Origin of the sequence: Microbacterium sp. Mcb102 (genome assembly GCF_024519805.1) — a bacterium.
GTDB lineage: Bacteria > Actinomycetota > Actinomycetes > Actinomycetales > Microbacteriaceae > Microbacterium.
Window position 1 is genome coordinate 323,093 of sequence record NZ_JALJRG010000001.1, and the last position, 13,287, is coordinate 336,379.

At 69.3% G+C, this 13,287-nt stretch carries 15 protein-coding genes; 8 read left to right on the forward strand and 7 right to left on the reverse strand.

The annotated features are described in order from the left end of the window. Positions 1–17: 17 nt before the first annotated feature. Complete coding sequence (locus tag OC372_RS01530) at positions 18–1,538, reverse strand: ABC transporter substrate-binding protein (protein ID WP_262000742.1); 1,521 nt, start codon at positions 1,536–1,538, stop codon at positions 18–20. A 92-nt stretch (positions 1,539–1,630) separates the two neighbouring features. Further along, complete coding sequence (locus tag OC372_RS01535) at positions 1,631–2,557, reverse strand: alpha/beta fold hydrolase (RefSeq protein ID WP_262001221.1); 927 nt, start codon at positions 2,555–2,557, stop codon at positions 1,631–1,633. Positions 2,558–2,728: 171 nt separating this feature from the next. Here OC372_RS01535 and OC372_RS01540 point away from each other — a divergent pair, with 171 nt between their 5' ends. From OC372_RS01540 to OC372_RS01550, 3 genes are all read left to right on the forward strand, one after another. Beyond that, a complete protein-coding gene (locus OC372_RS01540; RefSeq protein WP_029261916.1) occupies positions 2,729–3,205 on the forward strand; it encodes a carboxymuconolactone decarboxylase family protein in 477 nt (158 codons plus the stop codon). Continuing rightward, complete coding sequence (locus tag OC372_RS01545; protein WP_262001222.1) at positions 3,205–3,915, forward strand: tyrosine-protein phosphatase; 711 nt, start codon at positions 3,205–3,207, stop codon at positions 3,913–3,915. Before OC372_RS01540 ends, OC372_RS01545 begins: the two co-directional genes overlap by 1 nt. 74 nt (positions 3,916–3,989) lie before the next feature. Continuing rightward, entirely contained in the window at positions 3,990–4,460 is a 471-nt protein-coding gene (locus OC372_RS01550) for an SIP domain-containing protein (RefSeq protein ID WP_262000743.1), read from the forward strand. 16 nt (positions 4,461–4,476) lie between these two features. Here the strand turns inward: OC372_RS01550 and OC372_RS01555 are convergent, their stop codons facing one another. The 4 genes from OC372_RS01555 to OC372_RS01570 form a co-directional block, all read right to left on the reverse strand. After that, on the reverse strand, positions 4,477–4,920 hold the full coding sequence (locus OC372_RS01555; protein ID WP_029261913.1) for a hypothetical protein: 444 nt from the start codon (positions 4,918–4,920) through the stop codon (positions 4,477–4,479). After that, positions 4,917–5,720, reverse strand: a complete 804-nt coding sequence (locus OC372_RS01560) for an arginase family protein (RefSeq protein ID WP_029261912.1) — start codon at positions 5,718–5,720, stop codon at positions 4,917–4,919. Before OC372_RS01560 ends, OC372_RS01555 begins: the two co-directional genes overlap by 4 nt. A gap of 65 nt (positions 5,721–5,785) precedes the next feature. Next, complete coding sequence (locus OC372_RS01565) at positions 5,786–6,529, reverse strand: PspA/IM30 family protein (RefSeq protein WP_029261911.1); 744 nt, start codon at positions 6,527–6,529, stop codon at positions 5,786–5,788. A gap of 58 nt (positions 6,530–6,587) precedes the next feature. After that, positions 6,588–8,627, reverse strand: a complete 2,040-nt coding sequence (locus OC372_RS01570; protein WP_105709702.1) for a TPM domain-containing protein — start codon at positions 8,625–8,627, stop codon at positions 6,588–6,590. A 122-nt stretch (positions 8,628–8,749) separates the two neighbouring features. Between OC372_RS01570 and OC372_RS01575 the strand changes: the two genes are divergently transcribed. From OC372_RS01575 to OC372_RS01595, 5 genes are all read left to right on the forward strand, one after another. After that, positions 8,750–9,589 carry a DUF3097 domain-containing protein gene (locus OC372_RS01575; RefSeq protein WP_105709703.1) on the forward strand — a complete coding sequence of 280 codons (840 nt, stop codon included), beginning with the start codon at positions 8,750–8,752 and terminating at the stop codon, positions 9,587–9,589. A gap of 53 nt (positions 9,590–9,642) precedes the next feature. Next, positions 9,643–10,368 carry a tRNA (guanosine(46)-N7)-methyltransferase TrmB gene (gene trmB / locus OC372_RS01580; protein WP_105709704.1) on the forward strand — a complete coding sequence of 242 codons (726 nt, stop codon included), beginning with the start codon at positions 9,643–9,645 and terminating at the stop codon, positions 10,366–10,368. Next, positions 10,365–11,255: a CPBP family intramembrane glutamic endopeptidase gene (locus OC372_RS01585; protein WP_029261907.1), complete on the forward strand. Its 891-nt coding sequence runs from the start codon at positions 10,365–10,367 to the stop codon at positions 11,253–11,255. Before trmB ends, OC372_RS01585 begins: the two co-directional genes overlap by 4 nt. A gap of 12 nt (positions 11,256–11,267) precedes the next feature. Next, positions 11,268–11,660 (forward strand): DUF1304 domain-containing protein, encoded by a 393-nt coding sequence (locus OC372_RS01590; RefSeq protein WP_105709705.1) that lies wholly within the window; start codon positions 11,268–11,270, stop codon positions 11,658–11,660. A 64-nt stretch (positions 11,661–11,724) separates the two neighbouring features. After that, complete coding sequence (locus OC372_RS01595) at positions 11,725–12,801, forward strand: DNA polymerase IV (protein ID WP_262000744.1); 1,077 nt, start codon at positions 11,725–11,727, stop codon at positions 12,799–12,801. Positions 12,802–12,840: 39 nt separating this feature from the next. Here the strand turns inward: OC372_RS01595 and OC372_RS01600 are convergent, their stop codons facing one another. Then, on the reverse strand, positions 12,841–13,242 hold the full coding sequence (locus tag OC372_RS01600) for a RidA family protein (RefSeq protein ID WP_105709707.1): 402 nt from the start codon (positions 13,240–13,242) through the stop codon (positions 12,841–12,843). Positions 13,243–13,287: the final 45 nt, after the last annotated feature.

Sequence of the window (13,287 nt, forward strand, 5' to 3'; positions counted from 1 at the left end):
GGAGGGGTGACCGCTTGCTACTTCTCTGCGGAGACGGTCACGCCGGCGAGGTTGATCCGGGAGTTGATCGAGTCCTCGGGGAATCCGGCGACGATCGGTGCCACGGCCGTGATGGTCTCGCCGTTGTACAGCCAGTCGGCAGCGTGGTCCTCCGACACGATGCGCGCGGCCTGCGCCAGCAGCTCGGCGGACTTGTCGGGGTCCACCTCGGCGAGGGCCTTCGAGTACAGGTCCTGCACCTCCGCGTTGTCGTAGCCGAAGTAGTAGTCGGGGTTGGCGAAGTTGCCGAAGTCGCGCGGCTCGACGTGCAGCACGAAGCTGAGGTCGTAGTCCTTGTTCGTGTACACGTCTTCGAGCCAGGTCGGGAACTCGACAGAGTTGACGTCGAGGGCGACGCCGACCTTCTTGAAGTCGGAGATCAGCACCTTGGGCACCGTCGTCCCGTAGAACGCGGGGATCGTGAGGGTGAGCTCCAGGTCTTCCTGGCCGGCTTCGGCGAGCAGGTCCTTGGCCTTCTCCGGGTCGTACGAGATCACGTCCGACAGGTCTTCGTAGCCGGGGTCGAGCTCGGGGATCGGGCCGAACAGCGTCGTGCCCGCGCCGACCGCCTCGATGAGGGCATCGTGGTCGATGGCCAGGCGGAGTGCCTCGCGCACGCGGACGTCGTCGAGCGGCGCCTTCTTGTTGTTGAACGCCAGCGTGGCCTTGTCGGTGGTGCGGCCCTTCGTCAGCGCGAACTCTCCGGAGTCCTCGAGCTGCGGCGCGAGGTTGGGATCGACGGCGGTGAGCACCTCGACGTCGCCGGCGAGTGCGGCGTTGACGCCCGCCGTGAAGTCCGGGATGTACTGGAACTCGACCTGCGCGACACCGGCCGGGTCTCCCCAGTACTCGTCGTTGCGGGCGAAGGTGATGGTGCTGCCCTTGTTCCAGCGGGTCAGCGTGAACGGTCCGGTGCCGTTCTCGGCCGACTTCAGGTCGGTGGTGTCGCCGGTCTTGAAGACCAGCCCCGCCGGACCCGTCAGGGCGAACAGGAAGTTCTGGTTCGGCTCGGTGAGCACGATCTGCACCGTGGTGGCATCCGGCGCCGTGATCGACGAGACCGCTGCGAAGTCGGCGTTCCCCTGCACGGTGGCGTCCGTGCGGACGGTCTCGTACGAGGAGACGACGTCGGCGGAGGTGAGCGGGGTGCCGTCGTGGAAGAGGATGCCCTCGCCGAGGGTGAAGGTGTAGGTCAACCCGTCGTCGGAGACCTCGTAGTCCGTGGCCAGTCGCCCTTCGATCTCGTTGTCCTGCGTGCGGGTGACGAGGCCCTCGTAGATGTTGTCGATGAGGATCTGCTCGAGAGCTGCGCCGCTGGTGTGCCGGATGTCGAGGTTGGTCGGTTCGAGGACCAGTCCGACGTGCAGGGTCGCGTCGGGGTCGGGCTCGCCGGCGCTCTCGGAAGGGCTGGGCGCAGGGGAGCCGGCGCAGGCGCTGAGTATGACGGCGGTGGCCGCGAGCGCGGAGATCAGCGCGAGGCGTCGGGTGCGTCGGAACATGGGCGTTTCCTCTCGGTGCGGCAGTTGCTGTGTGCCGTTGTGTCGAGCCTAGAGTTGCGTGGCAGGGTGCGGGTCGGGTGTGGAATGGAACGTCATATTCCGCGAGCGGCGGATGCCGTGGCGATGAGGCCGGCCAACTCGACCGGAGCGGTCTCCTGCACGTTGTGCGTCGCGTCCAGGGTCACCACGCGGGCCTCGGGCACGCGCTGCTGGAAGTCCGCGGCGTCGGTCTCGCTGACGAAACCGCGAGCGGCACGCACCAGGGTGATCGGGGCGCTGACCCCGGACAGGTCGTCCCACCCGGTCTCGTGCAGGACCGAGGGTGCGGTGGGCGAACCCGGATCGTGCGCGGCGAGGGCCTGTGCGGCGAGGTGTGCGAAGTGGTGCTTCCACTCCACTCGTCCATCGGGTCGCACGCGGGTGTTGAGGAAGACACCGCGCTCGGTCTCGGGGCGGCTGCCGCCGAAGCCGAGCGACATCGCCTTGTCGACGAGTTCGTCCCTGGAGGCGAAGTCCGTGGGGCCGGCGTAGAACTCGCGCAGCGCGGCCGGTCCGGCGGTGACGTCGATGCCGGGGGTGATGTCGACGATCACGAGCTCGGAGACCAGATCGGGTCGGGAAGCGGCGAGGGCGGCGCCGGTGAGTCCGCCGAGCGACTGTCCGACGACGACCTGCGGCTGTGAGGTCCAGGCGTCGAGGGCCTCTGCGACATCGCCTGCGAGGGTGCGCGGCGTGTAGTCGACGTCGTCCCGCCAGGAGGAGTCGCCGTGGCCGGCCAGGTCGATGGCGAGCAGCGGACGCTGGAGCGCGAGGGTGGTGGTGTCCCACGTGTGCGCGTTCAGGCCCGCGCCGTGCAGCAGTGTGACCTGCGGCTCCGCCCCACCGAACCGCAGAGCGCCCACCGAGCGTCCATCGGCGAGGGGGAGGGTGAGGCGCTCCACTTCCGGGAGCGGAACGCCGAGCGCTTCGGCTTGTGCGGGAAGATAGCTGAACTCGCTGATGTCGATCGCCACGTGGATATTCTGCTCCTCCGCGATGATGCAGGAGAAATGCTGGAGCAATGCGACAAGCGAGAACCCGGAATCGCTTGGCTTTATGTCGCGCATAGCGTCCTTTAGTGTGGCGTTGTGCATTCTTCGTTGTCGACGCGAGCCACGACCGCGAGGGCGAGCGCCGAATATCATGGAGTCATGAGTGAGACGCGTGTGCACCTGTCCAAGACCGAGCCGACCGCGTATCAGGCGCTCGATGCGTTCTCGAAGACCGTCGGGCAGATCTGCGCGGCGAACGGCATCGACGATCGCCTCAAAGAGATCGTCATGATCCACTGCTCGCAGCTCAACGGGTGCGCATACTGCGCCCGCATCCACGTCGACCGCGCCGTCGCCGCCGGCATCGACACCGACACGCTCACCCAGATCCCGACCTGGCGCGAGAGCGGCGTGTTCAGCGAGCGCGAGCGCGCGGCCCTCGAGCTCGCCGAGGCCTTCACCTTCATCTCCGAAGACGGCGTGTCCGACGAGGTGTACGACCTGGTCGGCAGCGTCTTCACCGAGAAGGAGTACGCGGCGCTCAGCTGGGCGTGCGTCTCCATCAACGCGTTCAACCGCGTCGTGATCGCCGGACGCTATCCGGTTCCCGCCCGGACTCCGCAGGCGCAGGCGTGATGATCCTCGACGTCGACGGGGTCACCAACGCCCGCGATGTCGGCGGCATCCCGACGTCCGGCGGCCACATCCGGGCGGGCGTGCTGCTGCGGTCGGGTCAGCTTTCGGGCGCCACGACGAACGGAGCGGCCGTGCTCCGTGCGACGGTGCAGCACATCGTCGACCTCCGCGACGGCGAGGAGGTGGCGGCGGAGCCCACCGAGATCGAGGGACCGGACACCACGCACCTCCCGCTGTTCCTGGGCTCGGTCCGGTCGTTCTTCGAAGCCGACACGAGCCTCGACGATCTCTACCTGCATCTGCTGGAGGAGAGTGGGGAGCGCCTGGTCGAGGCCATCCGCATCATCGCAGCAGGGGCGCCCACCCTGGTGCACTGCACAGTCGGCAAGGACCGCACGGGGGTCACGGTGGCCCTCGCCCTCTCCGCCGTCGGCGCCGATCGTGAGGCCGTGATCGCCGACTACGCACTCACGGAGTCGCAGCTGCCGGCGGAGCGTTCGCGGCGCATCGCCGCGTATCTCCGCGCCGAGCACCCCGAGGCGGTGCATGCGGTGGCCCTCGCGACGCAGTCGCCCGCTTCGGTGATGCGGAGTCTGCTGGAGCAGGTCGATGAGCGCTGGGGTTCCGCCGCGGGTTACCTGCGGGCCAACGGGATGACCGAGGCGGAGCTCTCCGCGCTGACCGCCGCCCTCGTCGAGCCGGCCGAGTAGCGCGCATCGGGACCGCGCCCGGCCCGAGGAAGCAAGGTAAGGCAAGCCTTCACTTGGTGTACCATGAGAGCATCATGAACACCTCGCTCGAGACTCGCAGCACGCGCGCAGCACGCCGCGCGGCACGTCAGCGCGCGCACCACCTGGTGACGGCGGACGAACAGTCCCTCACCGAGCTCGAGGTCTTCCTGACGACGCTGCCGCTGTGCGCCTCCGGCCGCATCTTCATCGAGGTGCCCACGGTCGCCGATATCGGCGTGATCGAGGCTCCGGGACGGATGACCGTCACGTGGCTCGCGCGCGAGCAGCGTTCCGGTGCTCCCGGCAGTGGCCGCGCCTGCGCCCCCGGTCAGGCCCTGGCACGCGCGACCTGCGCGTGGGCCGACGAGATGATGTGCGACGACGAGATCGAGACGCGCGTCACGCTGCTCGGTGGCTACCTGGGCACCGCCGACATCGTCGAACACCTGACGAGCGCGCTGCAGGTCTCGCCCGCACTCATCCGCACCCCCGAGCGCTTCGGCCTGCTGCCCGCCGACCGCTGACCACGCGAGCGCGGCGTCAGCGCGACCGGCGCACGTAGTTGCCGTCTTCCAGCCCCGCCTCGATCTCGAAGCGGTTGCGCAGAGGATCCCGGCCGGCGAACAGATACAGCACCGGCATCAGGAAGCCGTAGCGGAGCCACTGCTCCTTGTGCACGGCCTCGTGACGCAGGACGGCATCGCTCGGGCGGGCGTCACCGGTGAGGAAGCACCCGCCGACGCACACGCCCCCACGGTTGAAGGTCCAGCTCGGCATGCCCCGGAAGATCCACAGCCCGGCCCGCCTCTCGACGGGGCCGGTGCTCCACAGCGAACCCCAGAGCCACCCGACAGCCGTGCCCCAGGCATAGCCGAGGCGACTGATCGGCGAACGCAGCAGGAACGCGGGGATCCGACGGTCGAGGCGACGCCCGCGGGCCAGCGCCTCGTCGGCGGCAGGACGCCAGTCCGCAGCCGGGTTCACGCCACGGCTCCGACCAACCGGAGCAGTGCTCCGAGGTCGTCGACCGCATCGGCTGGCGTTCGCGGGGCGAATCCGGCGATCGTCGCGCCGGCCAGTGGGATCTCGGTGCGCAGCGCGCGGATGGCAGTGCTCAGCGCTGCGGGGGAGAGCCCGAACGGCACGGAGGAGGAGACGCCGGCGAAGTCGGAGGGGTCGAGCACATCCACGTCGATGTGGACCCAGACCCGTGATGCCCCGGTCGCTCTGACCGCGTCGAGCAGCGCATCGGGTCGTTCGAGGTCGTCGACCGAGAGGTTCGTCAGACCCTCGAGGGGGGCGACCTCGGCGTCGTCGAGATTGCGCACGCCCACGGTTACCACCCGGTCGGCGCGGATCGCGGGGGAGAGGACGAGCTGCTCCTCGCCCTCGCCGAGCAGGGCGCGCAACGCCATTCCGGAGAAGGCTCCGGAGGGAGAGGTATCGGGCGTGTGGAGGTCGGCGTGGGCATCGCACCACACGACGGCGAGATCGTCGGTGCCGCCCGGGAGCGCATCGATCGCGGCGACGGTGATGCTGCAGTCGCCGCCGATCACGACCGTATCCGAGTCGATGTGCCCGTGGGTGAGCTCGCGTGTGCGCAGCAGCGCGCTCAGGCGGCGCACCCCGGTGCCGAGGGATTCACCCGCCTCGACCGGCACCTCCAGCACGGTCGTGGCTGCCCGAGGAAGGTCTCCGGCGATGGCTGCGGCACCGTCGACGAGGAGCATCGCGCGCGGTGCGGGGGAACCCTGCCACTGCGGGATGACGAGGAATCGCACCATGGGTGCCTCCGAGAAGAAGAGCGCGGATGTCCCGGGCGTACGGCCCGGGACACCCGCTGGTGGTGTCAGTTGCCTTCGATGGCCTGACGGGGAGCGCTGCCGCCGGCCTTGAGCTCGGCGAGACGCGCCTCGACCTCGGTCAGCTCGCCGAGGTCTTCCAGGCTCTCGAACTGCGCGTCGAGGCTGGACGCCGCGAGCTCGATCTTGCCCTGAGCGATGGCCTCCTGGCGACGGACCTTGTCTTCGAACCGGCCCAGCTCGCTGGTGGGGTCGAGCACGTTGATCGAGCCCACAGCGTCCTGCACCTTGGTCTGCGCCTCGGCGACCTTGGCACGCGCGAGAAGCTCGCTGCGCTTGTTCTTGAGCTCGACGAGCTTGTCCTTCATGCCGTTGAGGCCGCTCTTGAGCTTGTCGACGATCTCGGTCTGTGCCGCGATCTGGGGCTCGGCGCCGGTCGCCTCGCGCTCGGCGCTGATCTGGCGCTGCAGCGCGATCTTGGCGAGGTTGTCGAACTTGTCGGCATCGGTGGCGTCGCCGCTCTTGCGCATCTCGTCGGCCTTGCGGCTGGCGGCGAGGGCCTTGTTGCCCCACTCGGTCGCGGCCTGCACGTCTTCCTCGTGGTCACGCTCGAGGAGTCGCAGGTTGCCGATGGTCTCGGCGATCGCGGACTCGGCGTCGGCGATGCTGTTCGTGTAGTCGCGAACGAGCTGGTCGATCATCTTCTGCGGGTCTTCCGCGGAGTCCAGGAGGGAGTTGATGTTCGCGCGGACGAGGGTCGAGATACGTCCGAAGATGGACTGCTTGGTCATGCGTGGTTCCTTTCAGAGGGCGTCTTCGAGAGCTTGGCGTAAATGTCTGTGTGGCGGATCAGAAGCGTCTACCTCCGGATCGACCGCTGCGGCCTCCACCGCCGCGGGATCCCCCGCCGCCGAAACCGGAGCTACGGAAACCACCGCCCCCGGAGGAGCGCCAGCCGCTGCTGCTGCGGCGGGACGACCCGCCGCCACCACCGGCGAGGAGTCCGCCGATGATGCCGCCGAGGATGTCGCCGCCGATTCCGGAACCGCCGGACGAGGAGGTGGATCCGCCGAACGGGCTGCCCCAGCCGCTGTCGTACCCGGGCGGGTTGTACGCCTGGACGTCGGACTGGGCGGCGGAAGTGGCCTGGCCGGCGAGGGCGAGTGCGCGGTTCGCCTCGGCCAGAGACGCTTCGGGGTCGGTGGCGCGCAGGTTCAACGCCTGGGTGAGACTGGCCTCGGCGTTGGCGAGCCGGGTTCGTGCGGTCGAGCCGACCGTGCCGCGTCGGGTCTCGATGAACTCGCGCGCTGCACGGATCTCGGAATTCGCCTGCGCGAGGGTCTGCTCGAGCATCTGCTGCAGGCGGCGCGAGCGCTCGACGCCTTCTCGGCCCTGGGCGATGGCCGCATCGATCTCGGCGTTCGCGGCACTCAGCGCCTCGAGCACCCGCTGCGGATTGCGCTTCGTGCTGGCGAGGTCGGCCTGCGCCAGTTGGAGCTGCTGTGCGGTCGCGGAAGAGGCCGCCGCGATCGCACCGGTCGTATCCGGCAGCTGCTGTGCCGCGGCGAGGTCGGCCTGAAGTTCCGTGACCAGCGCCTGCGACTGTGTCTCGATGGCGGCCAGCTCGGCGCCCAAGGTCGAGACCGCCTGGGCGAGCTGTGCGGCCTGTGCGACCGACTGCTCGGCGGTGCGGATCGCGAAGGCTGCTTCGCCGGATCGGCCGGCCGCGATCGCCTGGGCGGCCGCCTCGATCGAGCGGTCGGCCAGGTCGGCGCGCTCCTGTGCCTGCGCGGGGTTGTCCGCGACCGTGCTCAGGGCTGCCGGGTCATACGTCGCCGACAGCGCGGACAGAGCCGGGGAGGCGGAGGCGAGGACCGGGTTCAGCGCCGCGCGTTCGCCGCGGACCCTCTCGAGTTCCTGCGGCGCATTCTGCTCGAGCTTGCGAAGGGCGTCGAAAGCCTCGGTGTTGTCGTCGAGCACATCGTCGATCTCTTCGGCGATACGGATGATGCGGATGTGCCAGGCCCGGCGGTCGTGGATCGTGTCCTCGATCTCGTCGTCGAGCTTCTGCTTGAGGTCGAAGGCCTCAGCGATCTTGGCCTTCGCCGCGTCGACGACGCGGGTGAACTCCTCGGTGGCGCCCTCACCGAACTGTGCGACCGCGAAGCCGAGCTCCTCCTTGCTGGAGGTGATGGCGTCATCGGCCTGCACGAGTGCGAGCCCGGCCTGCGTCTCGACCTGTTCGTCGGTGAGGGTGGAGAACGGATCAGCGGGGTCGGGTGTCTCCGGCATCGCGCCGCGTCGGCGGATCTCGGCCTTGCGCCGCGCGCGTCGGACGAGCGCGACGATGAGCCAGATGAGCAGAGCGGCCGCGATGACGGCCACCACGATCAGCGTGACACGGAGCGCTCCGGCACCCCCATCGCCCTGGATCTCATCGGCGGCGAGAGTGATCGCCCCGACCCAGTCGCCGTCGGCGGCGAGCGGGACCATCTTGTCTTCGATGGCGTCGAGCTGATCGAAGCTCACCGGCCCGTCGGGCGCCGCCGAGATGTAGTAGCTGCGGCCGTCGACAGCGATCGCGAGGAGATACTGCTCGCTGCCGATACGGTTCGCCTCCGCGACCGCGTCTGCCCAGGCGGCGCTGTCGCTCGGGTTGGTGAAGTCGTCCACCAGCACGACGAACAGATCGGCGTTCGAGTTGGCGGTCAGCTCCTCGAGCCGGGCCTCGACAGTGGCTTCTTCATCGGCACTGAGCGCGTCGGCCTGGTCGGTGACGTATCCGGAATCGAGGGTGAGCGGATCGGTGGCGGAGGCGGCGGACGCGGTGAACGCTCCTGCCACGGCGGCCAGCGCGAGTGCGGCCAGCGTGAGCCACCGTTTCGTCATCGTGTTCCCTCCGACCGGCAGCCGAGCCCCATGCCATGAGTCTATGCACAGAGCCCGACACGCGACAGCACCAGCGGCGGGTTCGCCGTTCGCCCTCAGCGGAGGCACATACCCTGGAAGGCATGGACGACATGTACGGTTCGGATGTGCTGGCGACAGGCTGGCGCGAACGCGGCGCGAAGAAGGTGCCGCAGGTCGCGGCGGAGGCGGATCTGGTCGTCGAGGTCGCCGATGACGGCTTCTGCGGCGCGGTCACCCGCGTGCAGGCTGGCAACGTCGAGCTGGAGGATCGCGTCGGCCGTCGACGCCTGTTCCCCCTCGGTGGCGGGTTCCTCATCGACGGCGCACCGGTGCGGCTCGTCGTGCCGGCGGCGAAGGAACAGGGTCCGCGGCGCACCGCATCCGGATCGTTCGTCGTCGCGGATCAGCGCGCACGCGTCGCGCTGCCCAGTCGCATCCTCGTCGAGGGCAGGCACGATGCCGAGCTGGTGGAGAAGGTCTGGGGCGCCGATCTGCGCGTCGAGGGCGTGGTCGTCGAGTTCCTGCAGGGCGTCGATCTGCTCGACGATCTGCTGAGCGCCGAGCCGCCCAGCGCCACCCGCCGATACGGCGTGCTCGTCGACCACCTCGTGCCCGGTTCCAAGGAGACCAGGATCGCGCAGGCCATCGCGCGCGGCCCGCACGGCCGGCACCTCCGCATCGTCGGACACCCCTTCATCGACGTCTGGCAGTGCGTCACCCCACGAGCCCTCGGCATCGCGAAGTGGCCGGAGATCCCGCGCGGCATCGAGTGGAAGGTCGGGATCTGCCGGGCCTTCGGGTGGCCCCATGAGACACAGGCCGACATCGCCCGCGCGTGGCAGCACATCCTCTCGAAGGTGACCACCTATCGGGACCTGGAGCCTGCGCTGCTCGGCCGTGTGGAGGAGCTCATCGACTTCGTCACGGCCCCGGCGGGCTGACGCCTCCCCGACGGACGCAGGGAGCGCGGGGCGCCGACGACTACCCTGGAATCATGCCCGAACCCCGTACCTTCCGAGACGAGCCGGTGTCGTTCGTACGCCGCAGCGGCCGGATGTCCGAGGCGCAGGAGCGCGCCTTCACCGAGCTCGGCCCGCACTACCTGCTCGACGTCCCGCGCGACGTCGCCTGGACCTCGGTGCACCCGGAGGCCCGCCTCGATCCGGCGACCGAGTACGGCCGTACCGCCGACCTCTATGTGGAGATCGGATCCGGTCAGGGGCACGCGATCGTCGCGGCGGCCTCCTCCCGTCCCGATGACGACTTCCTCGCCGTCGAGGTCTTCCGTGCCGGCCTCGCCCGGACGATGCTCGATGCCGACAGGGAGGGTGCCCGAAACGTCCGCGTCGTCGAGGCGAACGCACCCGAGGTTCTCTCGTCGTACCTTCCCGAGGCTGCGGCACGCGAGGTGTGGATCTTCTTCCCCGACCCGTGGCACAAGAAGAAGCACACCAAGCGGCGTCTGGTGCGGCCGGGATTCGGCGACACCGCGGCGAGGGCGCTGAAAGACGGCGGCCTGCTGCGTCTCGCGACCGACTGGGAGGACTACGCCCTGCAGATGCGCGAGGTGCTCGACGCCGAACCGCTGTTCGAGCGCGCGTTCGACGGGGAGTGGGCCGAGCGCTTCGACGGCCGGGTGATGACCGCGTTCGAGCGCAAGGGCATCGCGAAGGGGCGCGACATCCGCGATCTGGTCTACCGGCGCCGGGCGCGCCCGTGACCGAGGTCCGGCGGGAGACGACGCTGCGCCTCGCCTTCGTGCCGGCGTTACTCGTCTGTGCCGCTGCTCCGGCGTTCTTCGTGCTGGAGATCCCGTGGCTGGGCTGGGCGCTGCTCGCCCTGGGGATCCTGGTCGCCTGGCTGCTCGAACGCGGCCGGCCGGCTGAGGACCAGGTCGTGAGCATGGGTGCACGGCGGGAGACCGCGAAGGTGATCGGCGTGCATCGGCCGCCCTCGCTCACCAGGGACCTCTCCCTGATCGCCGTCGGCCTGCTGATCGTCAGCGTCATCCCGCTCGCCGCCGAACTCGACAACCTGGCGATGCTGCGTTTCACGCTCGCGCTGGGCGGTGCGGTCGCGGTGCCCTACGTCATCTCCCGGTTCGTCTACCGCGACCGCGCCATCAGCTTCCCGTGGCGCACGCACCGTCGATGGGGTCGTCTGCAGTGGGGATGGCTGGTGGCGGTGCTGATCCTGGGGTGGTTGATCCTGCCCTTCTACTTCATCACCAGCGGCGTCTACCAGAACTGGCCCGTCGTCGACACGCCCGAGCTCATCGCCCGGCTCTTCGTCGGAGTCGGCGCCGTGGGCATCTGGGACGAGCTGTTCTTCATCTGCACGGTGTTCGCGCTGCTGCGGCGTCACTTCCCGAACCTGGTCGCGAACCTGCTGCAGGCGATCGTGTTCGTCTCGTTCCTCTGGGAGCTGGGGTACCGCGAGTGGGGTCCGCTGCTGACGATCCCGTTCGCGCTGCTGCAGGGCTACATCTTCCTGCGCACCCATTCGCTCGCCTACGTCGTCACCGTGCACCTGCTGTTCGACGCCGTGGTGTTCGCGGTGCTCGTGCATGCGCACAACCCCGGGCTGCTGCCGATCTTCCTGGTCTGACAGAATCAGCACATGCTCATCGTCGGTCTCGTCCTCGCCGCAGCCGCCGCTGCGTTCCACGTCTTCATCTTCGCGCTCGAGTCGCTGCGGTGGACCGAGCCGGAGACGAGGAAGATCTTCGGCGTCGCCAGCGAGGCGGATGCCGTCACGATGAAGCAGCTGGCCTTCAACCAGGGCTTCTACAACCTCTTCCTCGCACTCACGACCCTGCTCGGTATCGGCCTCGTGATCGTCGGTTCGGCCACCGTCGGACTGACCCTGGTGTTCGCCGGCACCGCGATGATGCTCGCCGCCGCATTGGTGCTCATCCTCTCGGACCGCGCGAAGGCGCGTGCCGCACTGATGCAGGGGACGCTCCCCCTGCTCGCCGTGGTCGTCACCGCGATCGGCGTCGCGATCGGCTGATCGCCGACCGACCGGGAGCCCGGAGCGGGGTGACACGCGCGCTTCCAGCCGCCACACTCGTTGCATGGCCGACTGGGTGCTGCACGTGGACATGGATCAGTTCATCGCCGCGGTCGAGGTGCTGCGCAGACCGGAGCTCGCCGGGCTCCCGGTGATCGTGGGCGGACGCGGTGACCCCACGGAGCGCGCCGTCGTATCGACCGCATCCTACGAAGCGCGCGCGTACGGCATCGGTTCGGGGATGCCGCTCAAGATCGCGGCACGCAAAGCCCCGGAGAACGCCGTCTTCCTGCCCGTGGACCAGGAAACGTACGCGGTCGCCTCCGGCGAGGTGATGGCCGCGCTCCGGTCGTTGCCCGACGTGGTGCTCGAGGTCATCGGGTGGGATGAGTGCTTCCTCGGTGTGACGACGGAGGACCCGGAGCGGATCGCCACCGCTGCACAGGCGGCCGTGCTGGCCGCGACTGAGCTGCACTGCTCCGTCGGCATCGGGGACAACAAGGTGCGTGCCAAGATCGCGACCGAGTTCGGAAAGCCGCGCGGGATCTTCCGGCTGACGGCGGAGAACTGGTTCGAGGTGATGGGCGACAAGCCCACCCGTGACCTGTGGGGCGTCGGCTCCAAGGTGCAGAAGCGACTGGCCGCGCACGGGATCACGACGGTCCGAGAACTCGCGGACGCCGACGAGCAGGCGCTCGCCGCGGAGTTCGGTCCGCGGAGGGGGGTCTGGTATCACGGGCTCGGCTCGGGGCTCGGGCCGAGCGTCGTCGACGACACGCCGTGGGTGGCACGCAGCCACAGTCGTGAGACGACCTACCAGCAGAACCTCACGACGACCGCGCAGGTCACCGCCGCCGTCCGGGAACTCGCCGTTCAGGCCTTCGACGACTGCGCCGCTGAAGGAAGACCCGTCGTCCGCGCGCATCTCAAAGTGCGGTACGCGCCGTTCGAGACGAAGACGCTCGGGCGCAAGCTCTCTGCACCGACGACCGATCCGGAGGAATTCGTGGCGGCCGCCCTCGCGCTTGCCAAGACCCTCGACACTGAGCGGGAGGTGCGTCTCCTGGGCGTGCGCGCGGAGATGACGATGCCCGACGAGGGCGACACCGCGGAGCGGACGCCGGTCCGAGGGAGGATCTGAGCCCGCAGTCGGGACGTGGCGCCCCCGGCCGCGGGGGGATCAGGCTCGGATGACGGCAGCCACCGCGCTCACTTCGATGAGCGCACCGGGAACCCCCAGGCCGGCGACGAGAGCCGCCGTGACCAGAGGCGGTGCGCCTTCTCGCGCGAGCCGGGAGGCGACCGCGCCGTACGCCGCGCGCAGGTCGGCGTCTTGATGGATCAGGACTGTCCAGCTGATCACGTCGTCGAGTCCGGCGCCGGCGGACTCCAGCGCGATGCGGGCGTTCTCGACGGCGCGCAGCGATTGGTCGGCGGCATCGGACGAGACGATCGCTCCGGTGGCATCGATGCCGTTCTGGCCGCCGACGTAGATCGTGGTCGCGCCCGGCGGCACGACGGCGACGTGGCTGAATGCGGGACTGACGACGAGCCCCTCGGGGCTGGCGAGTGTGATCTCCATGCCCACACTCTGCACCGGGGCTCCGACGTGCGGAACCCCGATGTC